This is a genomic window from Streptomyces diversicolor, from assembly GCF_057537855.1.
Genome location: NZ_BAAJXA010000142.1, coordinates 1 through 810, shown reverse-complemented (window position 1 = coordinate 810; position 810 = coordinate 1). Strand labels below are relative to the sequence as shown.

At 62.6% G+C, this 810-nt stretch carries 1 protein-coding gene and 1 pseudogene; one reads left to right on the top strand and one right to left on the bottom strand.

The genetic code is table 11. From position 1 onward, the window contains the following. Positions 1-59 precede the first annotated feature (59 nt). Complete coding sequence (locus tag AC27LF_RS45540; protein WP_479662460.1) at positions 60-425, bottom strand: hypothetical protein; 366 nt, start codon at positions 423-425, stop codon at positions 60-62. A 220-nt stretch (positions 426-645) separates the two neighbouring features. Between AC27LF_RS45540 and AC27LF_RS45535 the strand changes: the two are divergent. After that, positions 646-810: pseudogene (locus AC27LF_RS45535) on the top strand (SCO3933 family regulatory protein); the annotation flags it as partial.

The window sequence follows — 810 nt, the reverse complement described above, 5'->3', positions numbered from 1 at the left end:
CTACGTACTCTCGTACCAGCTCCCGGCGACCTGACCGCATGATCGGCAGGAGCGCGACACTAGAGGGTGGGCTGATCCGTGGCCTTGACGATCGGGGCGGCGAACATGGCGCCGATGTTGTTCCACATGAAGCCGTCCTGCCAGTCCGGCCTATCGGCCGCCCAGTCGAGGAGGGCCTTACATGCCTTCTCTTGGGAGGCGGTCAGGGTTTGGTAGTGCTCTGCGGCGACGCCGTCCCGGTACTCCAGTTGGTAGGTGTTGTTGTCGCGGAACAGCACCTGGATGTACCAGTCGCCCTCGCGGTCCTCGTCCTGCCGTTCAAGGATCAGATGGTCACCCCGTCGCAGGTTCGCGAGCATCGTGCCTATCGCCGGCTTGGAGGGGCGCTTCACTACGTGCCCTCGGTTGTTCGTCGCAATCAGCATGGGCAGAGCATGGCGGAAGGGTCTGACAGTGGTGGTCCTCGGGAAGCCTCCGTGGCTGTCCCGCTTGGGCCGTGTGGTCGTTCTTCTGAACTCGTATACCCCAGCATGCATACTCGTATAGACGAGTGGGCAAGTTGTGTGGCAAGGTGATCGTCGTGAGCCCGGGAGATCGGGTTCACAGAACGCTACATGTGTAGACGAGTAGATAGGAGTGTGTGCCTTGCGCACCATCCGTGTTGAGACCACCGCCGCCACGATCCTCCTCACCGAGGCTCCTGAGCCCAAGGTCCGCGACCGTCAGACCGGCGAGATCGCCAAGGACGCCGTGAGCGGTGAGGCGCTGATGACCATCGGCGTCGTCTACATCGAGGACGGGGAGTCCTCC